We start from the raw sequence: 747 nt of genomic DNA on the forward strand, positions 1-747 counted from the left end.
GGAACTCGCCCGGTTCGACCAGGGCCGGGGCCGGGGGCAGCAGGGCCGGTTCGATGCCTGCGGCGGCGAGGCCGGCCGGGCCGGTCTCGGCCAGCGGGACGCCGTACTTCGCCAGGCGCAGCGGCATCAGGGATTCGACGGGTGCTTTGCGGCGCCAGCTGCGGCCGAAGCGGGCCTGGAGGCGGGCCTGGTAGATGAGCCGGTCCTGTTCGAGTTTGATGACCTGCTCGTAGGACCGGAGTTCCCAGAGCTTCATCCGCCGCCACAGCTTGAACGTCGGCACGGGGGAGAGCAGCCAGCGGGTGAGCCGTACGCCCTCCATGTGCTTGTCGGCCGTGATGTCGGCGATCCGGCCCACGGCGTGCCGGGCGGCCTCGACGGAGACCACGAACAGCACCGGGATGACCGCGTGCATGCCGACGCCGAGCGGGTCGGGCCAGGCCGCGGCGCCGTTGAAGGCGATCGTCGCGGCGGTCAGCAGCCAGGCCGTCTGGCGCAGCAGCGGGAACGGGATGCGCAGCCAGGTCAGCAGCAGGTCCAGGGCGAGCAGGACACAGATGCCCGCGTCGATGCCGATCGGGAAGACCAGCGAGAAGTTCCCGAAGCCCTTCTGCAGGGCGAGCTCGCGCACCGCCGCGTACGAACCAGCGAAACCGATCGCGGCGATGAGCACCGCACCGGCGACCACGAGCCCGATGAGTATTCGGTGGGTGCGTGTCAGCTGCATCGCGGCCACCCGCGTTCCCC

The 747-nt window shown here is 71.1% G+C and carries 1 protein-coding gene; it reads right to left on the reverse strand.

All coding sequences use genetic code 11. The annotated features are described in order from the left end of the window. Positions 1-727: DUF2637 domain-containing protein (locus IEZ15_RS44170; protein WP_189282545.1), on the reverse strand; the 727-nt coding region annotated here is incomplete at its 3' end. Positions 728-747 lie beyond the last annotated feature (20 nt).

Origin of the sequence: Streptomyces atratus, from assembly GCF_014648655.1 — a bacterium.
GTDB classification, from domain to species: Bacteria; Actinomycetota; Actinomycetes; order Streptomycetales; family Streptomycetaceae; genus Streptomyces; species Streptomyces atratus.